At 70.6% G+C, this 7740-nt stretch carries 6 protein-coding genes; all 6 read left to right on the top strand.

All coding sequences use genetic code 11. From position 1 onward, the window contains the following. Positions 1–130 precede the first annotated feature (130 nt). The 6 genes from ACFWEK_RS16180 (at position 131) to nrdF (ending at position 7716) form a co-directional block, all read left to right on the top strand. Positions 131–1612, top strand: a complete 1482-nt coding sequence (locus ACFWEK_RS16180; RefSeq protein WP_430554688.1) for a GH1 family beta-glucosidase — start codon at positions 131–133, stop codon at positions 1610–1612. Between the two features lie 99 nt (positions 1613–1711). After that, positions 1712–3112, top strand: coding sequence for a serine hydrolase domain-containing protein (locus tag ACFWEK_RS16175; RefSeq protein WP_430554687.1), 1401 nt, complete (start codon positions 1712–1714; stop codon positions 3110–3112). 578 nt (positions 3113–3690) lie between these two features. Then, the gene (gene nrdH / locus ACFWEK_RS16170; RefSeq protein ID WP_430554686.1) at positions 3691–3933 is read left to right on the top strand and encodes a glutaredoxin-like protein NrdH; all 243 of its coding nucleotides are present in this window, start codon (positions 3691–3693) and stop codon (positions 3931–3933) included. 164 nt (positions 3934–4097) lie between these two features. Then, complete coding sequence (gene nrdI / locus ACFWEK_RS16165) at positions 4098–4529, top strand: class Ib ribonucleoside-diphosphate reductase assembly flavoprotein NrdI (protein WP_430548373.1); 432 nt, start codon at positions 4098–4100, stop codon at positions 4527–4529. A 38-nt stretch (positions 4530–4567) separates the two neighbouring features. After that, the gene (nrdE, locus tag ACFWEK_RS16160; RefSeq protein WP_430554689.1) at positions 4568–6694 is read left to right on the top strand and encodes a class 1b ribonucleoside-diphosphate reductase subunit alpha; all 2127 of its coding nucleotides are present in this window, start codon (positions 4568–4570) and stop codon (positions 6692–6694) included. Positions 6695–6735: 41 nt separating this feature from the next. Further along, complete coding sequence (gene nrdF / locus ACFWEK_RS16155) at positions 6736–7716, top strand: class 1b ribonucleoside-diphosphate reductase subunit beta (RefSeq protein ID WP_430548374.1); 981 nt, start codon at positions 6736–6738, stop codon at positions 7714–7716. The last annotated feature ends 24 nt before the right edge of the window (positions 7717–7740 follow it).

The following is a 7740-nucleotide window of genomic DNA, read 5'->3' as shown; positions in this document are numbered from 1 at the left end:
GACCGCGTGCTCGACCGCGACGTCCTCCGGGTCCGGCCCCATCCCGTGACCTACACTGACGGGAGTGTGGAAGCGCTCCCACGCTCCTCTGCCACCCGCCATGACCCCCCAGGATCGAGGACCGAGAACCATGACCAGCACGTCCACGGCCGCCGCGACCGAGACGGTCGGCGAGGCGATCGCCGCCCGCACGTTCCCCGCCGACTTCCTGTGGGGCACCGCGACCGCGGCCTACCAGATCGAGGGCGCCGCCGCCGAGGGCGGTCGCGGGCCGTCCATCTGGGACACGTACTCCCACACCCCCGGGCGCACCCGCGACGGCGACACCGGCGACGTCGCGTGCGACCACTACCACCGCTGGGCCGAGGACGTGGACCACCTCGACCGGCTCGGCGTCGGCGCCTACCGCCTGTCGATCTCGTGGTCGCGCGTGCAGCCCGGCGGGAGCGGCCCTCTCAACCCCGAGGGCGTCGCGTTCTACCGCGACCTGCTGGACGCGCTGCGCGAGCGCGGCATCCGGCCGTTCGTCACGCTCTACCACTGGGACCTGCCGCAGGAGCTCGAGGACGCCGGCGGCTGGGCGAACCGGGAGACGTCGTACGCCTTCGCCGAGTACGCCCGGCACATGGCCGCCGAGCTCGGCGACCGCGTCGAGGCCTGGACCACCCTCAACGAGCCGTGGTGCTCCGCCTACCTGGGGTACGGCTCCGGCGTCCACGCGCCCGGCCGCACCGAGCCCGCCGCGGCGCTCGCAGCCGTCCACCATCTCAACCTGGCGCACGGGCTCGCCGCGCAGGCGATCCGCGAGGTGCTGCCGGGCGCGCAGGTGTCGATCACCCTGAACCTGCACGCGATCCGGCCGGCGGACGCGGCGTCCGAGGGAGACGCCGACGCCGTCCGGAAGATCGACGCGCTCGCCAACCGGGCGTTCCTCGGTCCGATCCTCGACGGCGCGTACCCCGACGACCTGCTCGCCGACACCGCGCACGTGTCCGACTGGTCGTTCGTCCGCGACGGCGACCTCGAGCGGATCCGCCAGCCCCTCGACGTCCTCGGCGTGAACTACTACTCGACGGTCACCGTGCGGCGGTTCGACGGGGACGGGGAGCGGTCGGAGAACGACGGCCACGGTGCGTCGAGCCACAGCCCGTGGATCGGCGTCACCGACGTCGAGTTCGCCGAGCAGCCCGGCCCGTACACGGCGATGGGCTGGAACATCGAGCCCTCGGGGCTCACCGACCTCCTGCTGCGGCTGCACCGGACGTACCCGGGCCTGCCGCTCGCGGTCACCGAGAACGGCGCCGCCTTCGACGACGAGCTCGTGGTCGACGACGGCGAGCGCCGCGTGCACGACGACCGCCGCGTGGCCTACCTGCACGACCACGTCGAGGCCGTGGGCGCCGCACGCGACGCGGGCGCGGACGTGCGCGGCTACTTCGCGTGGTCGCTCATGGACAACTTCGAGTGGGGCTACGGCTACTCCAAGCGCTTCGGCATCCTGCACGTCGACTACCCGACGGGCGAGCGCACCTGGAAGGACTCCGCCCACTGGTACCGCCGGCTGGTGACCTCCGGCGAGGTGCCGCCGGTCACCGCCGCCGTCTCCCGCTGACGGGCACCCGGCCCTGCCGCACAGGCGGTTGACGCCGTGATCGAGGTCTCGAGACCGCGATTGCGATGTCAACCGCCTGTTCGGCACTACCGTGCGGGCATGACCGCCGCGCGCCCCGACCTGTCGCCCACCCCCACGCCGGACGAAGCCGCCCGGTTCGACGCCGCGCTGCGCGCGCGGTGCAGGGAGCGTCGGGTGCCGGCCCTGTCCGCCGCGGTGGGGCGCGCCGGCGAGGTGGCGTGGACCGGCACGGCCGGCTGGGCGCCGTCCGGCCCGGGCACGGCGTTCCGGATCGGGTCGATCACCAAGCCCATGACGGCCGTGGCCGTGCTGCGGCTGGTGGCCGCCGGGCGGCTCGGCCTGAACGACCCGGTGGGGCGCCATCTCGCGGACGCCCCCGCCCCGGACGCCACGGTCGCCCAGCTGCTCACGCACACCGCGGGCCTGCCGGCCGAGCCGCCGGGGCCGTGGTGGGAGCGGCACGGCGCGGGGCCGTGGGACGGGCTCGTCGCGTCCGGCGTCGAGCCGCTGTGGGAGCCGGGGGAGCGGCACCACTACTCGAACGTGGGCTTCGCGGTGCTGGGGCGGCTGCTCGAGGAGGCGCACGGCCGGTCGTGGGACGCCGTCCTGCGCGACGAGGTCTGGGCGCCGCTGGGCATGACGAGCACCGGGCGGACGCCGTCGGGGGAGTCCGCCGTCGGGTACGCCGTGCACCCCGACGCCGACCGCGTCCTCGTCGAGCCCGTGGCCGCCTACGGTGCGATGGGGCCGGCGGGGGAGGTGTGGTCGACCCCGTCGGACCTGGTGCGGTTCGGGTCGTGGCTGGTGGGCGCGGGCGGCGCCGCCGGTGACGCCGCCGGAGACGACGTGCTCCCGCTCGCGTGGCGGCGCCGGATGGCGGTGCCACGGGCGGTGGTCGACGACGACGTGCCGTTCACGTCCGCGTGGGGGCTGGGCGTGTCCGTGCACCACGCGCAGGGTGACGAGGGGCGCCCCGACCGGCGCACGGTGGGCCACGGCGGCTCGGTGCCGGGGTTCACCGCGACGCTGCGCGCGGACCCCGCGACGGGCGACGTCGTCGCCGTCTGCGGCAGCTCGACCGCCGGGTTCGGCGACGCGTCCTTCCTGCTCGACCTCCTGGACGGGCCGGCTCCCGTCCCCGTCTCCGCCCCCGCCGGCCCCGCCGATCCCGGCGCCCTGGCGCTGGCCGGGACCTGGTACTGGGGCCCGATGGCGTACACGCTGTCCGTGCGCCCCGACGGCTGCCTGGACCTGAGCGCGCTGGACGGCCGGAGCACGGTGTTCGGGCCCGCGCCCGGCGGCGGCTGGGTCGGCGTGGCGGGCGGCTACTGGCGGGGGGAACGGCTGCGGCCCGTCGCGACCGGCACGCCCGCGGAGGCCCTCGACGTCGGCACCTTCCACCTCACCCGCACGCCGTACGACCCGGCGACGGCGGTGCCGGGCGGCGTCGACCCCGCCGGGTGGCGCGCCGTCGACTGACGGTCGCCCGCGGGTGTGCGACACACCACCGCGCGCGACACGCCGATGACGTCGACGAGTTTTCGGCCGGCTCCGCGCCGGGAATGTCCGATCTGCCGGACCCTTCCCGGGCGGGAGCTCGAGGGTCGGCCGGACCGGGGCCCCGCAGCGCGGGGACGCGTCGTCGCGCACACGCTGTGGACGCCCGTCGCCCACCGCCTGTGGACATCCGGACGAGATCCGCACGGTGCTGCGGAAGGTCGGCCCGAGGCGGTGTTGACGGCGCGCCGTGCGCCCTGTGGACGAGGGCTGTCGGACCCCCGTGGGACGCTGTGAGAGAGGGTGCGAGGCGAGGGGTGTTCGACGAATGACAGCCGTGTCAACCACAAGATGTCGGCCCCGCGCGCGCCCCGACCACTAGGTGTAGTGTTTGGAGCACGCGGGGCGCACAGCCCTTCGAACAAAGCACACCGGCGTAGTTCCACGGGCGTCATCCCTGGTCCGGGCCCTTTCGAGGCCCGTCGAGGGGACCGGCTCGCAGGGTCGCGACACCGGTCGGACGAAGCCCCCCGGCGGGGAGCGCAGAGAGGGAGAGACACATGAGCATCACGGTCTACAGCAAGCCGGCCTGCGTGCAGTGCGACGCGACCTACCGCGCCCTCGACCGGAAGGGTGTCGAGTACTCGGTGGTCGACATCACGCAGGACGCCGAGGCGCTCGAGATGGTCCGCGGGCTCGGCTACCTGCAGGCCCCGGTCGTCGTCGCCGGCGACACCCACAGGTCGGGCTTCCGCCCGGACCAGATCGCCGCGGTCGCGGCGCAGCAGGCCGTCTCGGCCTGACGCGCACCTCGGCACAGACTCGACAGGACGCGGGGCCCGCAGGCCGCGGCCCCGCACCCCACGAACGGCCGGCGCCCCGGGCTTCGACACCCGACCCGGGGCGCCGTGCGTGTTCCTCGACGCAGCGCGTCGGCCTGGTAGCAGCATCCGGGGGGAGGCTGAACATGAGTTCTCTCGTCTACTTCTCCAGCGTGTCGGAGAACACCCACCGGTTCGTCCAGCGTCTCGGGCTCGAGGAGCTCGGCATGTCCGTGCACCGGATCCCGGTGCGCAAGCAGGACGGCTTCCTCACGGTGACCGAGCCCTACGTGCTCATGGTCCCGACCTACGGCGGGGGCAACGAGGGCGGCGCGGTGCCACGGCGCGTGCGCGAGTTCCTCAACGACCCGCACAACCGGTCGCTCGCCCGCGGCGTCATCGCCGCGGGGAACACCAACTTCGGCGCTGCCTACTGCATCGCCGGCGACATCATCTCCGCGAAGTGCCAGGTGCCCTACCTGTACGCCTTCGAACTCCTGGGGACGGCTGAGGACGCCACGCGCGTCCGTGACGGATTGGGACGATTTTGGCAACGACAGTCACTGATCTCGGCGTGAGCTCGACGACGGACCCGGAGCTCGCGGGGGCCACCCCCGTGCCGCTGCAGGGCGTGCAGCTCGACTACCACGCCCTCAACGCGATGCTGAACCTGTACGGCGCGGACGGCCGGATCCAGTTCGAGAAGGACCGCGAGGCCACCACCGCCTACTTCGAGCAGCACGTGCTGCCGAACACGATCCAGTTCGAGACGCTCGACGCGAAGCTCGACTACCTGATCGAGAACAAGTACTACGACCCGGCGGTCCTCGAGAAGTACTCGCGCGCCTTCGTCAAGGAGCTGTTCCGGCTCGCGTACTCGAAGGACTTCCAGTTCGAGTCGTTCCTCGGCGCGTTCAAGTACTACACGTCGTACACGCTGAAGACGTTCGACGGGAAGAAGTACCTCGAGCGCTTCGAGGACCGCGTCTCGATGGTCGCGCTCGGCCTCGCCGACGGCGACGAGCAGGTCGCGCGCGACATCGTCGAGGAGGTCGTCTCCGGACGGTTCCAGCCGGCGACCCCGACCTTCCTCAACGTGGGCAAGGCGCAGCGCGGCGAGCCCGTGTCCTGCTTCCTGCTGCGCATCGAGGACAACATGGAGTCCATCGCGCGCGGCATCAACTCCGCCCTGCAGCTCTCCAAGCGCGGCGGCGGCGTGGCGCTGCTGCTCAGCAACGTCCGGGAGCACGGCGCGCCGATCAAGCACATCCAGAACCAGTCGTCCGGCGTCATCCCCGTGATGAAGCTGCTCGAGGACTCCTTCTCGTACGCCAACCAGCTCGGGGCGCGCCAGGGCGCCGGCGCGGTGTACCTGCACGCACACCACCCCGACATCATGCGGTTCCTCGACACCAAGCGGGAGAACGCGGACGAGAAGATCCGCATCAAGACGCTCTCCCTCGGCGTCGTCATCCCCGACGTCACGTTCGAGCTGGCCAAGCAGAACGCGGACATGCACCTGTTCAGCCCGTACGACGTCGAGCGCGTCTACGGCAAGCCGTTCGCCGACATCTCGATCTCGGAGAAGTACGACGAGCTCGTCGCCGACGACCGCATCACGAAGACGACGATCAAGGCCCGCGACTTCTTCCAGACGATCGCGGAGCTGCAGTTCGAGTCCGGCTACCCGTACGTGATGTTCGAGGACACCGTGAACGCGGCGAACCCGATCAAGGGCCGCATCACCCACTCGAACCTGTGCTCGGAGATCCTGCAGGTGTCGACGCCGTCGACGTTCCACGAGGACCTGTCCTACGACCACGTGGGCCGCGACATCTCCTGCAACCTCGGCTCGCTGAACATCGCGAAGACGATGGACTCGCCGGACTTCGCCAAGACGATCGACACCGCGATCCGCGCGCTGACCGCCGTCTCCGACCAGACGAGCATCGAGTCGGTCCCGTCGATCCGTCGCGCGAACGAGCTCGGCCACGCCATCGGCCTCGGGCAGATGAACCTGCACGGCTACCTCGCCCGCGAGCGGATCTACTACGGCTCCGACGAGGGCGTCGACTTCACGAACCTCTACTTCTACACGGTCGCGTACCACGCGATCGCGGCGTCGAACCGCCTCGCGATCGAGCGCGGCAAGGCGTTCGGCGGGTTCGAGGACTCCAAGTACGCCACCGGCGAGTACTTCGACAAGTACACCGACGGCGAGTGGAAGCCGGCGACCGAGCGCGTCGCGCGGCTCTTCGCGGAGGCCGGCGTCGCCATCCCGACGCAGGACGACTGGCGCGCGCTCAAGGCCTCGGTCATGGAGCACGGCATCTACAACCAGAACCTCCAGGCCGTGCCGCCCACCGGCTCGATCAGCTACATCAACAACTCGACGTCGTCGATCCACCCGGTGCCCGCCAAGATCGAGATCCGCAAGGAGGGCAAGCTCGGTCGCGTGTACTACCCGGCGCCGTACATGACGAACGACAACCTGGACTACTACCAGGACGCGTACGAGATCGGCTACGAGAAGATCATCGACACCTACGCCGCCGCGACGCAGCACGTGGACCAGGGCCTGTCGCTGACGCTGTTCTTCCCCGACACGGTGACGACGCGCGACGTCAACCGCGCCCAGATCTACGCCTGGCGCAAGGGGATCAAGACGCTGTACTACATCCGTCTCCGTCAGATGGCCCTCGAGGGCACGGAGATCGAGGGCTGCGTCAGCTGCATGCTGTGACCGCGTCGAGCAACTATCAGGAATTCGGGGAAGAGACAGAGATGGCGCCCACGGGGAAGCTCAAGCTCATCGATCGCGTGAGTGCGATCAACTGGAACCGGCTGCAGGACGAGAAGGACCTCGAGGTCTGGGACCGCCTGGTCGGCAACTTCTGGCTGCCGGAGAAGGTGCCGGTGTCGAACGACATCCAGTCGTGGCACACGCTCACCGACGCCGAGCGGCTCATGACCACCCGCGTGTTCACCGGCCTCACGCTGCTGGACACCATCCAGGGCACGGTCGGCGCGGTGTCCCTCATCCCCGACGCGCTGACCCCGCACGAGGAGGCGGTGTACACCAACATCGCGTTCATGGAGTCGGTGCACGCCAAGAGCTACTCGTCGATCTTCTCGACGCTGATCTCGACGCGGGAGATCGACGAGGCGTTCGCCTGGTCGGAGCAGAACCCGCACCTGCAGCGCAAGGCCGAGATCGTGCTCGACTACTACCGGGGCGACGACCCGCTGAAGCGCAAGGTCGCCTCGACGATGCTCGAGTCGTTCCTGTTCTACTCCGGCTTCTACGCGCCGATGTACTGGTCCAGCCGCGCCAAGCTCACGAACACGGCCGACCTCATCCGCCTCATCATCCGCGACGAGGCCGTGCACGGGTACTACATCGGCTACAAGTACCAGAAGGGCCTGGCGCAGGTCAGCCAGACCGAGCAGGACGAGCTCAAGGCCTACACGTTCGAGCTGCTCTTCGAGCTGTACGAGAACGAGGTCGAGTACACCGACGCGCTGTACGGCGAGCTCGGCCTCACCGAGGACGTCAAGGCGTTCCTGCGGTACAACGCCAACAAGGCCCTCATGAACCTGGGCTACGAGGCGCTGTTCCCCAAGGAGGACACGGCCGTGAACCCGGCCATCCTCGCCGCGCTGTCGCCGAACGCCGACGAGAACCACGACTTCTTCTCCGGGTCGGGCTCGTCGTACGTCATCGGCAAGGCCGTGGCCACCGAGGACGACGACTGGGACTTCTGACCCAGCCGAGGGAGGGCGAGAGGG

This window comes from Isoptericola sp. NPDC060257 (assembly GCF_042726645.1).
GTDB lineage: Bacteria > Actinomycetota > Actinomycetes > Actinomycetales > Cellulomonadaceae > Isoptericola > Isoptericola nanjingensis.
Note: the sequence above shows the minus strand (reverse complement) of the source record. Positions and strands in the feature narration are given on the sequence as shown.

Bases quoted from the DNA above. Each gene is read 5' to 3' on its own strand.
- ACFWEK_RS16180 (WP_430554688.1), top strand. From the start codon at position 131: ATGACCAGCACGTCCACGGCCGCCGCGACCGAGACGGTCGGCGAGGCG.
- ACFWEK_RS16175 (WP_430554687.1), top strand. From the start codon at position 1,712: ATGACCGCCGCGCGCCCCGACCTGTCGCCCACCCCCACGCCGGACGAA.
- nrdH (WP_430554686.1), top strand. From the start codon at position 3,691: ATGAGCATCACGGTCTACAGCAAGCCGGCCTGCGTGCAGTGCGACGCG.
- nrdI (WP_430548373.1), top strand. From the start codon at position 4,098: ATGAGTTCTCTCGTCTACTTCTCCAGCGTGTCGGAGAACACCCACCGG.
- nrdF (WP_430548374.1), top strand. From the start codon at position 6,736: ATGGCGCCCACGGGGAAGCTCAAGCTCATCGATCGCGTGAGTGCGATC.